This window comes from Mesorhizobium sp. M7A.F.Ca.MR.148.00.0.0, from assembly GCF_003997735.1.
GTDB lineage: Bacteria > Pseudomonadota > Alphaproteobacteria > Rhizobiales > Rhizobiaceae > Mesorhizobium.
The window spans coordinates 75826-92008 of sequence record NZ_RZTB01000003.1; the positions used below are offsets into that span (position 1 = coordinate 75826).

The window sequence follows — 16183 nt, forward strand, 5'->3', positions numbered from 1 at the left end:
GCTCAAAGGGATAGGGCCGCATCCCGGTTTTCGGGATAGGCTCAAGGAAGGGCCGATGACGCAACGACCCACCTTCAGCAGCGATCGCGGCCTGGCCGGGCGCCTGGCCTTGAGCCGGTTGGCGACGCGGGTCTCGATGATGGTCGAGCGCGGCTGGCCGTTGCTGCTTCCGCTCGTCATCGTCGCCAGCCTGTTCCTCAGCATCTCCTGGCTCGGGCTGTTCTCCCGGCTGCCGGATATGGCGCGCATCGGCCTGATCGCTGCTTTTGCCATCGGGGCACTGGCGGCGCTCTATCCTCTGCGCTTCTTCCGCCTGCCGGGCGCCGGCGAAATCGACCGCCGCATCGAGGCCGCCAATCAACTGTTGCACAGCCCGGTGCTGGTGCAGACCGACCGGCCCAGCGGTCGGGAAAGCAGCTTCTCGCAGGCGCTGTGGCGTGAACACCAGAAGCGCATGGCCGGAAAGCTCGACAGCCTTGGCGCCGACCTGCCGCGCACGCGCGTGCCGGAGCGCGACCCCTGGGGGCTGCGCGCGGTGGCGGCCCTTTTGCTCGTTACCGCCTTCGCCTTCTCCTTCGGGCCGACGGGCGGCAGGATCAGCGACGGCTTCACTGCCCATGGCGCGCGCGATATCGTGCCGCCGCGCATCGATGCATGGGTGACGCCACCGGCCTATACCGGCAAGCCGCCGATCTTCCTGACCGCCGACGCCAACCAGGCGATCCCGACCTTTACCGTTCCCGAAGGCAGTGACGTTTCGCTGCGCGTGACGGGCGGTTCAGGCGAGGAAACGCTCGGCTATGCCGACAAGAATGGCAACGCCCGCGTCATCGACCCCGCTGCGCCGCAGGCCGCCGCCAAGCCGGCTGCAAGCCCGGCGCCGCCGTCCAAGGTGCGCCAGTTCACCAGCAAGCTGACCGGCGACGGCACGCTGACGCTGACCTCGGGCGAGGACCAGCTCGGCCGCTGGGCCTTCGCGGTCATATCGGACAAGCCGCCGCAGATCCGCTTCGTCGGCGAGCCCAAGCGCGCCGCAAACGGCGCCTTCGAGCTAAACTACCAGATCGACGACGACTATGGCGCCGCCACCGCCAAAGCGGTGTTCGCGCTCGCCGATCCGCAGGCGCCCAATGCGCGCCCGCTGTACGGTGCACCTGAAATGCCGCTGACGCTGCCGCGCCGCGGCGGCAAGTCGAACGCCGCCAAGACCTCCAAGGACCTGACCGAGCATGTCTGGGCCGGCAGCAGCATCAAGCTGACGCTGGTCGCCACCGATGATGCCGGGCACACCGCATCGAGCGAAACCAAGACGCTGCTGATGCCGGAGCGGCCTTTCGCCAATCCGCTGGCACGCGCCGTGATCGAACAGCGCCGCCTGCTGGCGCTCGACGCCAACGCCAAGCCGCGCGTGCTCGACCTGATGGACGCCATCACACTTCGGCCGGAAGATACGTTCGACAACATGTCCCACTATCTCGCCATCATGAGCGCCCGCACCCGGCTGAAGATGGCCGAGAGCGACGATCAATTGCGCAGCGAGGTCTCCTATCTCTGGGAAATCGCGCTCGGCATCGAGGAAGGCAATCTTTCGGCCGCCGAAAAGCGGCTGCGCCAGGCGCAACAGGCGCTGCAGGACGCCATCAAGAATGGCGCCAGCGACGCTGAAATCGAAAAGGCGATGAAGGAACTGCGCGAGGCGATGAACCAGTTCCTGCAGGAATTCGCGGAGCGCGCCAAGCAGAATCCCAACGCCCCGCAGATGCAGCAGAACGGCCAGGAACTGCGCCAGAGCGACATCGATCGCATGATGGACCAGATCGAAAACCTGGCGAAGTCCGGTGATCGCGACAAGGCCCAGCAATTGCTGTCGCAACTGCAGGACATGATGAACAATCTGCAAGCCGGCCGTCAGCAGCAAGGCGGCCAGCAGGACAGCGAGATGCGCCAGCAGATGGACAAGCTGGGTGAGATCCTGCGGCGTCAGCAGGAGATGATGAACGACACCTTCCGCATGGATCAGATGCAACGCGGCGAGCGCCAGCGCGGGCAGAACCGTGACGAGCAGCTCGGCGAAGGCGGCCAGGATGAGGACAGACCCGGCGTCGGCGAAGACCGCGATCCGCTCGCCCGGCAAAAGCCGATGACACCCCAGGAATTCGCCGATGCGCTGAAACAGCTGCAGCAGGGCCAGGGCCAGCTGCAAAGCGACCTCGATCAGCTGAAGAAGGGCCTCGAAGGCATGGGTATGGAGCCCAATGAAGGATTTGGCGAGGCCGGCAAGTCCATGGGCAATGCCGAACAGGCACTCGGCGAGGGTGAAGGCGATGCGGCCGTCGGTCATCAGGGCCGGGCGCTGGAAGCGCTGCGCAAGGGCGCCAAGGACATGATGAAGCAGATGCAGGCCATGCAGGGCGACCAGGGCGGCGGCGAGGAAGGCGGCCGGCAGCAGAACGCCGATCGTGATCCGCTAGGCCGGCCGCGCGCCAGCCAGGGTCCCGACTTCGGCGATTCGGTGAAGGTGCCCGACGAGATCGACGTGCAGCGTGCCCGCCAGATACTGGAAGCGATCCGCAAGCGGCTCGGCAATGCGCTCAGCCCTGACATCGAACGCAGCTATCTGGAACGGCTGCTCGAGCTGAAATAGAGCAATTCCAGGAAAAGTGTGAAGCGGTTTTCCGTCCGGAATCGCGAAAAAACAAAGGGATTGCCGCCCGCGTCCATCCCACCTAAAGACCCTCTCGCACGGTTGCACCACCATGCCCAGACTTGGCGCCGTCACACCCATCCTGCGCATCTTCGACATTGCCAAGGCGCGTGAATTCTATGTCCGCTTCCTCGGCTTCGAGGTGCAGTGGGAACATCGCTTCGCCGACGACGTGCCGCTTTACATGGCGGTCGGCCGCGACGGCTGCGTTCTGCATCTCAGCGAACATCATGGCGACGGTGCACCCGGCATCGCCCTGCGCATCGAGGTCGAGGACATCACCGCTCTTCATGGCGAACTGATCGGCAAAAACTACCGCTTCGCCAGGCCGGGCGTGGAAGATACGCCTTGGAAGACCCGCGAGGTGTCGGTCGCCGATCCGTTCGGCAACAGGCTGCATTTCTACGAGGATGCCGCCGGCTGACTGAGCCTGTTGACGAAGGCTTCGCGGATCGCATCCTGCATGCCGTCGATCGCCTCACCTGACGCATTGGGGTTGCGGTGCATCACCACGTTGGAGGAATCGATGGCGCCGAATCCGTCCGCGGTGGTCAGTTCACGACAGCCGTCCGGAATGTTGCTGCGCGAAATCGGCGCGATCGCCAGTCCGGAGGTGACGGCGAGCTTGAGGCCGCCGGTGGTGTCGCTGGTATAGGCGACACGATAGGCAAGATCGCGCTGCTCCAGTGATTTGATGGCGAAGTCCTTGCACCAGCCGGCCCGGTTGTAGAGCGCGATCGGCACCGGCTGTTCCTCATGCATGTGATGCAGGGTCGACGTCACCCACACGGTCGGGTCGTGCATCAGCACTTCGCCGCCGGCGGGATCCTGCCATTCGAACACCACGCACAGATCGAGTTCGCCGGCAGCGAGCGCCGCCATCTGTGCCCCGGAATGGGCATAGCGCACGGTGACCTCGACCTGTGTATGACGCTTCGAGAAGGCGCCGAGCGCGCGCGACAGGATGGCGTGGCCATATTCCTCCGGAATGCCGATGCGCACCGGCCCGCCAAGCGGCGCTGCCGCCATCGATGCCGACGTCTCGTCGAGCAGCGAGACAATGCGGCGGGCGTTGACGATGAGTTCGCCGCCGCGCCGCGTCAACGCGACGCCGCGCGAACCGCGCTCGAACAGACTAGCGCCGATCAACTCTTCGAGCTTCTTCATCTGCATCGACACCGCGGATTGGGTGCGGCCGGCCTGCTCCGCCGCCTTGGTGAAATTGCCGGTCTCGGCAATCGCCACGAAGGTTCGCAGGAGGTCGCTGTCGAGGGTCGGCCGCATGGAATCCGCCATAAGAGAATTTGATTGCTGGCATCATTCCAATTCGTTTGCAACATGTCAAACGGCGGACGATAGTCGCCATACCCATTGGATATGCGGCTGCGAAATCAGCCGCGGACCAATCAAGAGTCCTCACTCGTGCCCGCTGCCCGAAACGGTGGCGGGTTCTTTTTACCCCGCAGGCGGCAGCTTCGGGTCGTACGCGCAGGAGCCTGGATGCAGATGCAGAATCGGATGGTGGGCGGCATCCTGAGCCTGTGCCTCGGCGTGCTGGTCTTTTCGCTGCAGGATCCGCTCGTCAAAGCCGTGTCGAGCGGCTATCCGGTGACCGAGGTGATGGCGATCCGCTCGATCGTCGCCCTGCCGATCCTGATCGTTCTGGTCCATGCCGATGTCGGCTTGCGGGCGATCCTGTCGAAGCGATTCGGCATGCTGACGGTGCGCGCCTTCATCCAGTTCACCTCCTATACGATGTACTACCTGGCCATCGCCGCTTTGCCGCTCGCCGATGCGGTGGCGCTTTATTTCATGGCGCCGCTGTTCATCATGGTCCTGGCCGGACCGTACCTTGGCGAGCGCGTCTCCTGGCAGACACTGGCAACCGTGCTGATCGGCTTGTTCGGCGTCCTCGTGATGCTGCGCCCCGGCGCAGGGCTGTTCGACTGGGCAGCGCTGCTGTCGCTGGGCTCGGCGGCGCTCTATGGTTTTTCGCAGCTGATGGCCCGCAAGATCGGCGATACTGAATCGTCCACCGTCATGGCCTTCTATCAGAACGGCGCCTATCTGGTCGGCGCCGCCGTGGTTGCCGGGGCGTTTCACCTGGCCGGCATCACACACGCCGTTCACCCGAGCCTGGAATTCCTGGTGCGGCCATGGATTTGGCCGACGCTGCCGGATTTTCTCAAGATGGCGGCCTGCGGTTTCGTCGCCTCCGCCGGCATGATCCTGCTGTCGCAGGCCTACCGGATGGCGCCGGCCAACCGCGTTGCCACCTTCGAATACACCGGCATCCTGTGGTCGCCGCTGTGGGGTTTCCTGTTCTTCGCCGAGGTGCCGCGGTCGACGACGGTGATCGGTGCTGCCTTGATCATCGGCGCCGGTCTGCTGGCGCTCAACACCGAACGGCGCAAGAATGTTCCACCCGTGCTCGCTGCCGCCGACCCAGCCTGATCAGGCGAAGCAGATCAGCGCCCGCTCGACTCGCGAACGGATTTCGGCCAGCGTGAAGGGCTTCTGCACGACATCGAGGATGATGCCGTTCAATTCCTCGGCGCGCTCGCGCTGGTCGGCATAGCCGGTCATCAGCACGATCCTGATCGACGGAAACAATGCAGCAGCCGCGATCGCCATCTCGATGCCGTCCATCTCCGGCATGCGGATATCGGAGACGACGAGATCATAGCCGCCACGCGCCGCCTGGATCAGCGAAAGCCCCTGCGCGCCGTCCGCCGCGATATCGATTGTGTGCCCGGCGCGTTCAAGCGCGCGGGCGGCCAGGGTGCGGACGGACTCATCGTCCTCGACGATCAGAAGCTTTGCCATGGCCGGCATATTTGGCCGCCAAAAGTTGACTTTTCCTGAAAGCCCCCGAGCAATTCAGGAAAAGTGTGAGACGGTTTTCCGGGAAAAGCGCATAGCGCTTTCCCTTGGGAATTGCGTCAAAACAATAAACTCGAGCGGTTCGGCGTTTTCGTGAAGCGGCGAACCGCTCTAAGCATCAGCAAACCTTTTTGATGCCGCTCAGACATCCCCTTTGACGACACCGACAAACGGCAACTCGCGAAAATCATGGGCTACATCCATGCCGTAGCCGACGACGAAATAGTCGGGGCAGTCGAAGCCGACATAATCGGCATCGAGCTCGGTCTGGCGGCGCATGCGCTTGTCGAGCAGCACGGCGATCGAACAGCTCTTGGCGCCCCGCGACAGCATCAGCTCGCGGGTAAAGCTCAGCGTCTTGCCCGATTCGAGAATGTCGTCGATCAGCAGCACGTCGCGGCCGGCGACCTCATTGTCGATGTCGCGCAGCACCCTCACCTCGGCGCTGCTGGTGCCGGCGCCATAGCTGGAGATGAAGATGAATTCGACCTCCGGCGACAGGCCGACATCGTGCATGGCCCGGATAAGATCGGCGGCGAAGATAAACGAGCCCTTCAGCACCGAGATCACCAGCAGATCGTGATAATCGTGTCCGGCAATCTCCTTGGCGAGTTCGAGATTGCGCCGCGCGATCGCCGATGCCGAAAACAGGACTTCGATGTCCTTGCCGCGTACGATGGGCATTGATGGTCTTCCCCGGTGATCGCCTATTCGGCGAAAGTGACCAACACGGTCTTCACACCGTTTCTAGGCACGTCGAGCCGGCTGGCAAAGCCGAATCTTTCGCCAGACGCCAGCGAGCGGCCGGATGTCCCCAACGTATAGCGGGTTGTGCGCCCATCATTTCCCGTCACTCGGATTTCGAGCGGCGGCAACTGCACCGGTTTCGCACCGTCATTGGCGGCCTCGCCATCGACGAACAGTGCGGCGTTCGGCCCGGTAGCGTCGACGCGTGACGTGACGCCCGAAATGCTGAGCGCCGACGCCTGCGCGCTGGATAGGAACGGCGCCTGGCGCACCAGCGCGTGCCCGCCGGAGACCCAGAACGCGGCCAAGGCAGCGCCGATACCAGCGACCCAGAAGATCGGCCCGCCGCGCGAGGCTGGTAGCCGCTCCGGCGGGGCCTCGGGCTTGCGCAGCATGTCCATGCCCGCGACGGGTGGCATGACGATCGCGCGCGGCAGCGGCGAAACGCTCTCCACGGCAGGCGCAAGGCGCGGCATCACCACGTAGTCGGCATCGACGATGTCGGCGGCCGAACCACGCATGAACCGGTCCGCTGCGGCAATTGCCGCCGGATCGGTCATGATTTCGCCGGAAACCGGGCGCGCGGTTCGATCGTCAGCCATCATGGCCCCAGCATTGCAGCACGTGTTCGCTTTTCGTTTCTTTTGCGTAAACACAAATGGTTAACGCTTCCCCACCGGAGCCCTCGTGACGAGCCGAAAGAGCCGAGAAATTAACCGCCGGTTAACCATGCCGGCCGATGGTCTTTACCCAGAACAGGCCGGCTCGCCGCCGTGCCGAAATTCAGGTCGTCGAAATTGATTCGTTTCGAAAATGTCGGCCTCCGCTATGGCATGGGTCCGGAAATCCTCCGCGACATCTCCCTGCACATCCCGGAGCGCTCCTTCCAGTTCCTCAGCGGGCCTTCGGGCGCCGGCAAGACGACCTTGCTGCGCCTGCTGTTCATGTCGCTGAAGCCGACGCGCGGGCTGATCACCATCTTTGGCAAGGACCGTTCGCGCATCTCGCGCACCGAATTGCCGCATCTGCGCCGCCGCATCGGCGTGGTGTTCCAGGATTTTCGCCTGCTCGACCACATGACCACCTACGAGAACGTCGCGCTGCCGCTGCGCGTGCGCGGGCGCGAGGAGGCGAGCTACCGCACCGATGTCACCGAACTGTTGAAGTGGGTCGGGCTGGGCGAGCGCATGCACGTGCTGCCGCCGGTTCTGTCCGGCGGCGAGAAGCAGCGCGCGGCGATCGCGCGGGCGCTGATCGAGCAGCCGGAAATCCTGCTCGCCGACGAACCGACCGGCAATGTCGATCCGCCGCTGGCGCGACGCCTGCTGCGGCTGTTCATCGAACTCAACCGGCTCGGCACCGCGGTGGTGATCGCCACCCACGACCTTGGCCTGATGGAACAGGTCGACGCGCGCCGCATGATCCTGGCCGGCGGAAGGCTGGACATCTATGACTGAACTGTCCGCCGAACATTTTGTGGAACGGGAGCAGGACGCCGAGGCGACCGAGGCAAAGCCCCGCGCCCAGCGCAGGATGGCGCCGATCGTGCCGGCGCAGAACATCGCCGGCCGGGCACTGGTCCTAGTGATCGCCATCATGACCTTCCTGTCCTGCCTGACTTTCGGCGCGGTGACGCTGGTGCGCGACACGGCGTCCGTCTGGGAGAACCAGATTTCACGCGAGGCGACCATCCAGATCAAGCCGGTCGACGGCCTCGACATGGAAGCGGCCCTTACCCAGGCCTCGCAGATCGCCGGGGAATTCCCTGGCGTCAAGACGACCCGGATCATCGACCGCGAGGCGACCGCGAGGCTCCTTGAGCCCTGGCTGGGCTCGGGGCTCAACATCGATGAATTACCCGTGCCGCGCCTGATCATCGTCACCATCGACGAGAACAGCCCGCCCGATTTCGCTGCCATGCGCGCCGCGATCACGCCGAAACTGCCGAGCGCATCGCTCGACGATCACCGCACCTGGGTCGACCGGCTGGTAGCGATGGCCCGCACCACGGTGACCATCGGCATTGCCGTGCTGGCATTGATGCTGTCGGCGACCGTGCTGACCGTGGTGTTCGCGACGCGCGGCGCCATGGCCGGCAACGGTCACATCATCGAAGTGCTGCATTTCGTCGGCGCCGAAGCACGCTTCATCGCGCGCGAATTCCGCCGGCATTTCCTGGTCACCGGCATGAAGGGAGCGGCGGCTGGCGGTGCCGCGGCAGTGCTCGTCTTCATCGTCTTTTCCTGGTGGTCGTCGCGCAATATGGCGACGCCGCAGGCCGATCAGGCGACCGCCCTGTTCGGCAATTTCGCCATCGGTTCGGCAGGCTATCTCGGTGTCGTGTTGATGGTGCTGGTGATCGGCGGACTGACGGCTGCCACGTCCCACGCCACCGTCGTCGCCTATCTCAGCGACATCGATGTCCGCCAGCCGGATGCAGGCTAATTCATGTCGCTCAAAAGTGGGAACCGGTTTTGGGACAACGACATAGACAGGACAGGGTGATCACGGATGGAGAATTCACGTAACGCAAAGTGCGTCTTTTACCTACCCAAAGCCGCATTTCAGGATTAACCATATGGCGATGGACGCGCGGGATTCGACCGGTACGGCTGGACAGATGCCAGTGGTGGTTGCCCGTTCGCATGGCCGCTCCACTGTGAGCCGTCTAAGAGCCGCGTTGCGCCTGTCCGCTCTCTCTGTCCTCATCCTCACTACATTGTTTGCCGGCGGCTTCGGCTGGTTCGCCAATAAGGTCAGTCACCTGACCACGCCTGCCAATCCGGCCAAGGCGGACGCGATCATCGTGCTGACCGGCGGTCAGTCCCGCCTCGATGCGGCGATGGATCTGCTGGCGTCCGGCAAGGGCGAGCGGCTGCTGATCAGCGGCGTCCATCCCTCGGCCAGCCGCCGCCAGTTGCAGGCGGCGACCGGCGGCGACAAGAAGCTGTTCTCCTGCTGCGTCGACATCGACCGCGCCGCGCTCGATACGATCGGCAATGCGGAAGAAAGCGCCAAATGGGTCGAGAGCCACGCCTATGGCACGGTGATCCTTGTCACCAACAATTATCATATGCCGCGCAGCCTGCTGGAAATGGGCAGGCTGCTGCATGGCGCCAAGCTCGAGCCCTATCCGGTGGTCAATTCCAACCTCGACAATGGCGGCTGGCTGACCAAGCCGCGGGCATTGCGCGTGCTGTTCACCGAATACAACAAATATTTGCTGGCGCTGGCGCGGGGCATCGTGCCGGTCAAGCCGACGCCCAATGGCATAGCGCTGGCCGAAACAGCGGCCGGCGGCTGATTATTCCGCTGCGGCCGCGCCCGTATTTCCCCTGAGCCGTGCGATCTCCTGTTCAAGGCGCTCGATCCGCTTGTCCCGCTCGCCGAGTGCCTCCGCCACGTCGGCCGCCTCGAACCGTTGCGGAATATGCTGCGGGCAATTGGCATCCCAGGCCGAGACGGTGAACAGGATGACCTGCTCGGGGCGCGCCTTGTAGTCTTGCGGCATCAGTTTCGCCATCAGTTCGGCGTCACTCTCGACGACCCGCGCCGTGCCCCAGATCTTGATGCGCTGGCGGTGCATATAGTCGATCAGGAACAGGAATGCCCTTGGATTGTCGGCCAGATTGCCCTGCGTGATGAACTGCCGGTTGCCGGAAAAATCTGCGAAGCCGATCGTATGTTCATCCAGCACCTTGAGGAAGCCGGCCGGCCCGCCGCGATGCTGGACATAGGGCTGCCCCTCGCCGTTGGCGGTCGACAGGAAGACGCTGGTCTGCATTTCGATGAAGGCGGCAAGGTCCGGGGTGATGCCGGCCTGCCAGCCGCCACGCTCCTCGACGCGGGCATAGGACTGACGTGAGCCCTTGCGGGCCTGGATCGCCTTGACGGTCGGCGTGAAGGCGACGTCGCTGGTGAAAGCATGCGCGTTCATTGAAAGCTTCCTTACGGCAAGATGCTAAAGTCCGAGCTCCGACAGCGTCGGGTGGTCGTCCGGTCGCCGGCCGAGCGGCCAGTGATACTTACGATCGGCCTCGCTGATCGGCAGGTCGTTGATGCTGGCGATGCGCAGGCGCATCAGCCCGTGTTCATCGAATTCCCAGTTCTCGTTGCCGTAGCTGCGGAACCATGAACCGCTGTCGTCGCGCCATTCGTAAGCGAAACGCACGGCGATGCGGTTGCCGTGGAAGGCCCAGACCTCCTTGATCAGCCGGTAGTCGAGCTCGCGACTCCATTTGCGCGTCAGGAAGGCCTGGATGGCGTCGCGGCCTTGCAGGAATTCGGCGCGGTTGCGCCAGCGGCTGTCCTTGGTATAGGCGAGCGCAACCCGCGCCGGATCGCGTGAATTCCAGGCATCCTCGGCCATGCGCGCCTTCTGTGCTGATGTCTCGGCGGTAAACGGCGGCAGCGGCGGGCGGGCTTCGGACATGGCAACTCCTTTGTGGGCCATGCTGCGGGCAGGCCGACAGACACAATATAGAGCCTTCCATCATTCAAATGGAGATGACATATTCGCAACCTGTCCTTCCATTTTCCGGAAGAAGCTATGGATCGTCTCGAAGCCATGTCGCTCTTTGTCGCCGCGGTGGAGGCCGGCAGCCTTTCAGCAGCCAGCCGCCGTTTCGGCATTCCGCTGGCGACGGTCAGCCGCAAGATTTCCGATCTCGAGCGCCATCTGAACACACGCCTCTTGAATCGCTCGACGCGACGGCTAACACCGACCGATGCCGGCCAGACCTATCTTGCCGCCTGCCGCCGCATCCTCGACGACGTCGGCGAGGCCGAACGCACGGCAGCCGGCGAATACAGTGCTCCGACCGGCGAACTGGCCATCACCGCGCCGGTCGTCTTTGGCCGCCTGCACGTGCTGCCGGTCGTCACCGGCTTTCTCGCCGTCTATCCCGACGTGGACATCCGCCTGACATTGGCCGACCGCATAACCCAGCTGGTCGAGGACCATTTCGATCTCGCCATCCGCATCGGCCAGTTACCCGATTCGAGCCTGGTCGCCATCGGCGTCGGCGCAATCCGCCGCGTCGTTTGCGCCAGCCCTGCCTATCTGGCCGAACACGGCACGCCAACGGCCCCGGAGGATCTGGAAACACACGATTGCATCACCTTCGAGGGACTTGCCTCCGCCGCCAGTTGGAGCTTCATCAGGGGCAAGGCCGAAATCCCGGTTCGGGTCCGCTCGCGGCTTCAGGTCAACACCGCCGAAGCGGCCATCGATGCGGCGATTGCCGGCGTCGGGCTGACACGCGTGCTTTCCTACCAGATCGAAGCCGCGCTGCGGTCCGGCACGCTGCGCATCCTGCTGCAGGAGTTCGAGCCGGCGCCATGGCCTGTAAGCCTGGTGCATGCGGGCCACGGCCTGCTGCCGGTCAAGCTGCGCGCATTCCTCGATTTTGCCGCCCCGCGCCTGAAGGAGCGGCTGGCACAGCTGATGTAGCGGAACCAGGCCAATCTCCCGTTGGCGACCGTTCTTCGTTGCCAACCAAAGCGCCCTGCGGCCATTTCCTTTTTTCCCGCGCTTGGTGTAACCAACGCTCACCTCCTCACCGGGCTCCCCCCAAATGCTCTACATCAGATCGCTGACGTTCAATTTCGTGTTTTACGTCAACTTGATCGTCCAGATGATCCTCTGGACCCCCTACTATTTCCTGTCGCCCCGGCACCGCGCCTGGTTCGTACCGAAATTCTGGTCGCGCACCTCGATGTGGCTTTACGACAAGATCGCCGGGACGAAGAACGAGATCACCGGCCGGGAAAACCTGCCCCAAGGCTCCTTCATCCTGGCACCAAAGCACCAGTCGTTCTGGGACGCGATCGCCTTCTTCCCCTTCCTTCAGGACCCGCTCTACATCCTGAAGCGTGAGCTCACCTGGATCCCGTTCTTCGGCTGGTACATCATGAAGATGCGCATGATTCCGGTTCATCGCGGCAGCCGTTCGAAAGCGCTGAAGGCCGTGGTCGCCGCGACCAAGGCGGAGATGGCGCGCAATCCTCGCCAGCTCATCATCTACCCCGAAGGGACAAGACGCGCGCCGGGCGACGAACCCGCCTACAAATACGGCATCGTCGAAATCTATACGCAGCTTGGCGTACCAGTAGTGCCGGTTGCCCATGTCGCCGGCCTCTATTGGCCGCGCCGCAAATTCCTGCGCTACCCCGGCACCATCAAGGCGCGGTTCCTGCCGCCGATCCCACCGGGACTGAGCAAGGACGAATTCATGGCCCGGCTGATCGGCGAGACCGAGGCTGCCTGCGACCAGTTCCTGATTGATGCCGCGCGCGGCCCAAACCCGCCTGCCTTGCCGCCGACAGCGGTGAAAAGACTGCAAGAGCTGGACAACGCCGCAAGACACAAAGCCTGAACCGGAAGTCTCCTACCGGCAGTTCTCAGCCGAACACGGCCAGCGCGGTGGTCAACACCAGCGTCGCGGCAAAGACCAGGTTGACGATCCGCGAGGCCGCCGGCCGGCGCAGGAAGCGCGCGAATGCCACTCCCAAGACAAGCCACACGGCGTGGATGGCAACGATCATGACGGCGAGAATCGTCAGCTTCAGCCATAGACCAAGCTCAGTGTTACCCTGTTTGGGCGAAACACCGGCGAACACGGCGGCGATTGCCACATAGGCCTTCGGATTGGCGACCGCGAGAAAGAAACCAGCCAGCCATGTTGGACACGAAGCCTCGGCGGCGCGTGCTGCCATGGGCGGCGCCGTGGCGATCTTGAAGGCGAGATAGAGGATGTAGGCCGCCGAGGCGAAAGCCAGCAACGGCGCCAGCTTCGGCATCGAGGTAAGCACCGCCATGACCCCGGTCGCGACAACCAGAAGCACGGCGATCGTGCCCAGGATGATTCCCCAGGCATAGCCCAGCGAGTGGCGCAAACCGAAGGCGGCCCCAACGGCGGTAACGCTTATCGTTGCCGGACCCGGGCTGCCCATGATCACCAGGGCGGCAAGCATCAGCGCGAGAAGTTGCCCCCAAAGATCCGGCTGCGAAAGAAGCGGCTCAGTCATCTCTCCTCTGTCCTGCCTCGCGAAGAGACGGTATGGCAGGACCAGAGTGGCGTCTTGGACGTTCGTGCGAGGCGTCGCGCCTGAAGCTTCAGCCGCTCGCTCTATCGAGTTCGGTCATGTCGGCGGCGGTCAGTTTCAGCGACGCCGCCCTGATCAAGCTGTCCATCTGTTCAGGCTTGGTGGCGCTGGCGATCGGCGCGGTGACGCCCGGCCGAGCGATAACCCAGGCAAGCGCGACTTCCGCCTGCTTGGCCGAATGCCTTGATGAAACCGCGTCGAGTGCCGCAAGGATGCGCATGCCGCGCGCATTGAGATAGTCCTTCACCCCGCCGCCACGCGGGCTTTGACCGAGGTCGGCTTCGCTGCGGTATTTGCCGCTGAGGAAACCCTTGGCCAGGCTGAAATAGGTGATGACGCCGATGTCCTCGGCCACGCATAGATCGCGCAACGGCCCATCGAAGGACGAGCGATCGTAGAGATTGTATTCCGGCTGCAGCACCTCGTAGCGCGGCAGACTGCGCAAGCTCGCCACATCGAGTGCGGCACGCAACTGGCCGGCGTCGAGATTCGAACAGCCAGCATAGCGGATTTTGCCCTTGGCGAGCAGCTTCTCGTAGGCGCCAAGCGTTTCTTCATAGGGGGTTGCAGGGTCCGGCCAGTGCGACAGATAGAGGTCGATGACTTCGGTCTGCAGCCGCTTCAGCGATGCGTCGACGGCCTTTTCGATGTATGCGGCGGACAGGTCCTTGTGCCCCTGCCCCATATCCGAACCGACCTTCGTGATCACCACGACCTTGTCGCGATTGCCACGGTCTTTCATCCATTTGCCGATGATGGTTTCCGATTCACCGCCCTTGTGGCCGGGAACCCAGCGCGAATAGGCATCCGCCGTATCGATGGCGTTGAGGCCGGCGCCGACGAAGCGGTCGAGCAGGTCGAACGAGGTTTTCTCGTCGGCGGTCCAGCCGAAGACATTGCCGCCCAGAACCAGCGGCGCGATGGACAGGTCGGTGCGACCGAGACGACGTTTCTGCAAGGCGGATCTCCGGGATGATTGGGCGAGCAAAGGGCGCCGCGGGCTGAGGGTCGGAGCCTAACCTAGGTCTTGCCTGAACGAGGTCAAAGGCCTGGCCGCCTTTTTCCGCAGAGCCAGCTTCACAAAGGCGCGACCTGGCTGGCGACATCCTCCAGCCAGTGGTCGCTTATGCCCAGTGCCTCGAGATGCTCAAGCGTGCTCAGCACATAGTCCTCGTTGTTGCCGGACTGGCCGACCGCGCCGCGCACCACGGCCGCTGCATCCGCCGCGTCGAGCGCTCCGGCATATTGCTCGTGCTGGCGGTCGACGATGTAGACCACCGCGTCGACCGTACCGCCCCCGTCGAGGCGAATCTTGAGCATGCGCTCCAGATAGACATTGGTGACCAGTTCGCGCTCGCGAAGATAGGCCATGACCTCGTCGCGCAAGTCGCCGGGGACGCGGAATGCGAGGCCGACGCAGGACCCGCCACGGTCGAGGCCGAGCACCAGCCCCGGCCGCTCGCGCGTTCCGCGATGCACGAAGGAATAGACGCAGAGCGAGCGCCGATAGCCATGCAGGCGGGCACGCTGTGTCTCGACATGCGCGAATCCCGGCCGCCAGATCAGCGAGCCATAGCCAAACACCCAAAAATCGCCCATATCGCCGCGCCTGATTGCAAAAGATGCCAACACCGCACCCGGACCGGTGTTTTTCCCGCCCGTCCCGTCTAACTATTCGTCTGTCTGCCTGGCGGAATCGACCACCCGTCCGCAACACCCATGCGTTAACGAGAGCCAAAGCATGACGTCAAGTGACGAACGCCAGCCAAGTAACCGTCGCCGCCTGTTCTGGCTTGCAGCGTTCATCGTCGTGCTGTTCGCCCTTTACAGCGGCGGCTGGTTTTATCTGGCCGACCGCGTCAGGAGTGAGGCCGACAAGGCGGTTGCCACGCTCAACAAGAATGGCGTCGAGGCCGGCTGTGCCAATCTCCAGGTCAGCGGCTATCCCTTGAGCTTTACCGTCTCCTGCGACAACCTCGCCTATGAGGACGATGCCAAGAACATTGCGGCTTCAGTCGGCAGTTTCAACGCGGCCGCCCAGATCATCCAGCCTCTGTCGCCGGTTGCCAATCTGCGCGGCCCGCTCAGGACCGCCGTTCCGGACATGGTGCCGCTGTGGATCGACTGGGACAATCTGCAGGCCAATTTCAAATTGTGGTGGCCGCTGCCGCAGCGGATCTCGCTGGAGGCGGAGGGCCTGTCCGGCCAGACCGATCCGGCCGACGACACCGATCCGGTGCAACTGTTTAGCGCCGGCAAGGCATCGGGTCAGCTGCAGCCCAACGGCGAGGATATCGACTATCTCGGCAGTTTCGGCGATCTCGAGATCGACCCCGACGCAATTGGAGGGCGCGTGCTTCCGGCGCTCGATGCCAGCGGCGATGTGACATTGAAGAACGGCGTCGCACTGATCGGCACGCAGGTGAAGAGCCTTCGTGGCCAGACGATCGAAATCCGCAACCTTGACCTGTCGTCGGGCACGGCGCGCATTACCGTTTCGGGACCGCTCTCGGTCGATGCCGAGGGCCTGGTCAACGCCGACCTGATGATCAGGCTGAAGGACCCGAAGGCGGTGGCGGCCATCCTTGGCGCCGCCATACCCGAGCAGAAAAGCCAGATCGAGCAGGGTTTTTCTGCCTTGGCGGTGCTCGGCAACGAACCGTCGATGCCGCTGAAGGTGGTCAGGGGCAAGGCCTCGCTCGGCTTCATTCCGCTGGGCAAGATCAAGCCGGTCGAATAGCT

At 63.7% G+C, this 16183-nt stretch carries 18 protein-coding genes; 9 read left to right on the forward strand and 9 right to left on the reverse strand.

What is annotated here, in order from left to right; all coding sequences use genetic code 11:
* The first annotated feature begins 55 nt into the window (after nt 1-55).
* Together EOB49_RS02130 and EOB49_RS02135 are read left to right on the forward strand one after the other, a co-directional pair.
* The gene (locus EOB49_RS02130; RefSeq protein ID WP_127380010.1) at nt 56-2644 is read left to right on the forward strand and encodes a TIGR02302 family protein; all 2589 of its coding nucleotides are present in this window, start codon (nt 56-58) and stop codon (nt 2642-2644) included.
* Between the two features lie 112 nt (nt 2645-2756).
* Complete coding sequence (locus tag EOB49_RS02135; RefSeq protein ID WP_127380011.1) at nt 2757-3128, forward strand: glyoxalase superfamily protein; 372 nt, start codon at nt 2757-2759, stop codon at nt 3126-3128.
* Here EOB49_RS02135 and EOB49_RS02140 read toward each other — a convergent pair.
* Nucleotides 3107-3988, reverse strand: a complete 882-nt coding sequence (locus EOB49_RS02140) for a LysR family transcriptional regulator (RefSeq protein WP_127269182.1) — start codon at nt 3986-3988, stop codon at nt 3107-3109. The genes EOB49_RS02135 and EOB49_RS02140 overlap by 22 nt on opposite strands.
* 222 nt (nt 3989-4210) lie before the next feature.
* Here EOB49_RS02140 and EOB49_RS02145 point away from each other — a divergent pair, with 222 nt between their 5' ends.
* On the forward strand, nt 4211-5158 hold the full coding sequence (locus EOB49_RS02145; protein WP_164762775.1) for a DMT family transporter: 948 nt from the start codon (nt 4211-4213) through the stop codon (nt 5156-5158).
* On the opposite strand, the gene EOB49_RS02150 is transcribed toward EOB49_RS02145, so the two are convergent.
* The 3 genes from EOB49_RS02150 to EOB49_RS02160 all read right to left on the reverse strand — a co-directional run bounded on the left by EOB49_RS02150 (nt 5159) and on the right by EOB49_RS02160 (nt 6939).
* Nucleotides 5159-5530, reverse strand: a complete 372-nt coding sequence (locus EOB49_RS02150) for a response regulator (RefSeq protein WP_164781562.1) — start codon at nt 5528-5530, stop codon at nt 5159-5161.
* A 198-nt stretch (nt 5531-5728) separates the two neighbouring features.
* A complete protein-coding gene (hpt, locus tag EOB49_RS02155) occupies nt 5729-6271 on the reverse strand; it encodes a hypoxanthine phosphoribosyltransferase (protein ID WP_127380013.1) in 543 nt (180 codons plus the stop codon).
* Between the two features lie 23 nt (nt 6272-6294).
* Nucleotides 6295-6939, reverse strand: coding sequence for a hypothetical protein (locus EOB49_RS02160; RefSeq protein WP_127380014.1), 645 nt, complete (start codon nt 6937-6939; stop codon nt 6295-6297).
* Between the two features lie 192 nt (nt 6940-7131).
* On the opposite strand from EOB49_RS02160, the gene ftsE reads away from it, so the two are divergent.
* The 3 genes from ftsE to EOB49_RS02175 all read left to right on the forward strand — a co-directional run bounded on the left by ftsE (nt 7132) and on the right by EOB49_RS02175 (nt 9638).
* Nucleotides 7132-7791: a cell division ATP-binding protein FtsE gene (gene ftsE / locus EOB49_RS02165; RefSeq protein WP_010911739.1), complete on the forward strand. Its 660-nt coding sequence runs from the start codon at nt 7132-7134 to the stop codon at nt 7789-7791.
* Nucleotides 7784-8779 (forward strand): ABC transporter permease, encoded by a 996-nt coding sequence (locus EOB49_RS02170; protein ID WP_027038121.1) that lies wholly within the window; start codon nt 7784-7786, stop codon nt 8777-8779. The genes ftsE and EOB49_RS02170 overlap by 8 nt, the downstream gene beginning before the upstream one ends.
* Nucleotides 8780-8912: 133 nt before the next feature.
* On the forward strand, nt 8913-9638 hold the full coding sequence (locus EOB49_RS02175) for a YdcF family protein (protein ID WP_127329933.1): 726 nt from the start codon (nt 8913-8915) through the stop codon (nt 9636-9638).
* On the opposite strand, the gene EOB49_RS02180 is transcribed toward EOB49_RS02175, so the two are convergent.
* Nucleotides 9639-10271, reverse strand: a complete 633-nt coding sequence (locus EOB49_RS02180; RefSeq protein WP_127329935.1) for a pyridoxamine 5'-phosphate oxidase family protein — start codon at nt 10269-10271, stop codon at nt 9639-9641.
* 24 nt (nt 10272-10295) lie between these two features.
* Nucleotides 10296-10766, reverse strand: a complete 471-nt coding sequence (locus EOB49_RS02185; protein WP_127329937.1) for a DUF1348 family protein — start codon at nt 10764-10766, stop codon at nt 10296-10298.
* Nucleotides 10767-10883: 117 nt separating this feature from the next.
* Here EOB49_RS02185 and EOB49_RS02190 point away from each other — a divergent pair, with 117 nt between their 5' ends.
* Entirely contained in the window at nt 10884-11786 is a 903-nt protein-coding gene (locus tag EOB49_RS02190) for a LysR family transcriptional regulator (protein ID WP_127329939.1), read from the forward strand.
* Nucleotides 11787-11910: 124 nt separating this feature from the next.
* On the forward strand, nt 11911-12711 hold the full coding sequence (locus EOB49_RS02195; protein ID WP_127329941.1) for a 1-acyl-sn-glycerol-3-phosphate acyltransferase: 801 nt from the start codon (nt 11911-11913) through the stop codon (nt 12709-12711).
* A gap of 25 nt (nt 12712-12736) precedes the next feature.
* On the opposite strand, the gene EOB49_RS02200 is transcribed toward EOB49_RS02195, so the two are convergent.
* From EOB49_RS02200 to EOB49_RS02210, 3 genes are all read right to left on the reverse strand, one after another.
* Nucleotides 12737-13363 (reverse strand): LysE family translocator, encoded by a 627-nt coding sequence (locus EOB49_RS02200; protein ID WP_127329943.1) that lies wholly within the window; start codon nt 13361-13363, stop codon nt 12737-12739.
* An 88-nt stretch (nt 13364-13451) separates the two neighbouring features.
* A complete protein-coding gene (locus EOB49_RS02205) occupies nt 13452-14399 on the reverse strand; it encodes an aldo/keto reductase (protein WP_127329945.1) in 948 nt (315 codons plus the stop codon).
* Nucleotides 14400-14518: 119 nt separating this feature from the next.
* Nucleotides 14519-15040 (reverse strand): gamma-glutamylcyclotransferase, encoded by a 522-nt coding sequence (locus tag EOB49_RS02210; RefSeq protein ID WP_127268943.1) that lies wholly within the window; start codon nt 15038-15040, stop codon nt 14519-14521.
* A 142-nt stretch (nt 15041-15182) separates the two neighbouring features.
* Between EOB49_RS02210 and EOB49_RS02215 the strand changes: the two genes are divergently transcribed.
* Nucleotides 15183-16181: a DUF2125 domain-containing protein gene (locus EOB49_RS02215; protein WP_127329947.1), complete on the forward strand. Its 999-nt coding sequence runs from the start codon at nt 15183-15185 to the stop codon at nt 16179-16181.
* Nucleotides 16182-16183 lie beyond the last annotated feature (2 nt).

Coding starts and splice junctions, on each gene's coding strand:
- hpt (WP_127380013.1), bottom strand. CDS start 6,271: ATGCCCATCGTACGCGGCAAGGACATCGAAGTCCTGTTTTCGGCATCG.
- EOB49_RS02140 (WP_127269182.1), bottom strand. CDS start 3,988: ATGCGGCCGACCCTCGACAGCGACCTCCTGCGAACCTTCGTGGCGATT.
- EOB49_RS02160 (WP_127380014.1), bottom strand. CDS start 6,939: ATGATGGCTGACGATCGAACCGCGCGCCCGGTTTCCGGCGAAATCATG.
- EOB49_RS02195 (WP_127329941.1), top strand. CDS start 11,911: ATGCTCTACATCAGATCGCTGACGTTCAATTTCGTGTTTTACGTCAAC.
- EOB49_RS02170 (WP_027038121.1), top strand. CDS start 7,784: ATGACTGAACTGTCCGCCGAACATTTTGTGGAACGGGAGCAGGACGCC.
- EOB49_RS02135 (WP_127380011.1), top strand. CDS start 2,757: ATGCCCAGACTTGGCGCCGTCACACCCATCCTGCGCATCTTCGACATT.
- EOB49_RS02175 (WP_127329933.1), top strand. CDS start 8,913: ATGGCGATGGACGCGCGGGATTCGACCGGTACGGCTGGACAGATGCCA.
- EOB49_RS02130 (WP_127380010.1), top strand. CDS start 56: ATGACGCAACGACCCACCTTCAGCAGCGATCGCGGCCTGGCCGGGCGC.
- EOB49_RS02210 (WP_127268943.1), bottom strand. CDS start 15,040: ATGGGCGATTTTTGGGTGTTTGGCTATGGCTCGCTGATCTGGCGGCCG.
- EOB49_RS02180 (WP_127329935.1), bottom strand. CDS start 10,271: ATGAACGCGCATGCTTTCACCAGCGACGTCGCCTTCACGCCGACCGTC.
- EOB49_RS02190 (WP_127329939.1), top strand. CDS start 10,884: ATGGATCGTCTCGAAGCCATGTCGCTCTTTGTCGCCGCGGTGGAGGCC.
- EOB49_RS02145 (WP_164762775.1), top strand. CDS start 4,211: ATGCAGAATCGGATGGTGGGCGGCATCCTGAGCCTGTGCCTCGGCGTG.
- EOB49_RS02215 (WP_127329947.1), top strand. CDS start 15,183: ATGACGTCAAGTGACGAACGCCAGCCAAGTAACCGTCGCCGCCTGTTC.
- EOB49_RS02185 (WP_127329937.1), bottom strand. CDS start 10,766: ATGTCCGAAGCCCGCCCGCCGCTGCCGCCGTTTACCGCCGAGACATCA.
- EOB49_RS02200 (WP_127329943.1), bottom strand. CDS start 13,363: ATGACTGAGCCGCTTCTTTCGCAGCCGGATCTTTGGGGGCAACTTCTC.
- EOB49_RS02150 (WP_164781562.1), bottom strand. CDS start 5,530: ATGGCAAAGCTTCTGATCGTCGAGGACGATGAGTCCGTCCGCACCCTG.